This is a genomic window from Pararcticibacter amylolyticus (assembly GCF_003130405.1).
GTDB lineage: Bacteria > Bacteroidota > Bacteroidia > Sphingobacteriales > Sphingobacteriaceae > Arcticibacter > Arcticibacter amylolyticus.
In genome coordinates this window covers 1-313 of the sequence record NZ_QEAS01000142.1, presented here as the reverse complement: position 1 = coordinate 313, position 313 = coordinate 1, and the positions used below count along the sequence as shown (strand labels likewise).

Below are 313 nucleotides of genomic sequence, written 5' to 3'. Positions count from 1 at the left end.
CCAACGCTACCGTAGAGATCCTCGTAGATGGCGTTAAAGTTGGTGAAGCAAAAGCTGACGGTGACGGCAAATGGGAATATACCTTTGATCCTGCGCTGACCGAAGGCGAGCATGAGATCACTATCAAGGTCACCGATCAGGCAGGAAACACGGGTGCAGAATCCGACCCAATCAAAATTGATGTCGACACTAAGAACCCGGATAAACCTGTGACACCAGACGCTCCGGGTAACGGCGGTCATGTGAACACGACCACGCCGACGATCAAGGGTGTGACAGAACCCAACGCGACCGTAGAGGTCCTGGTAGATGG

1 protein-coding gene is annotated in these 313 nt (G+C 53.4%); it reads left to right on the top strand.

Translation table 11 applies throughout. From position 1 onward, the window contains the following. Positions 1 to 313 (top strand): Ig-like domain-containing protein (locus tag DDR33_RS26375; RefSeq protein WP_158280880.1); only part of this gene is annotated, 313 nt, incomplete at both ends.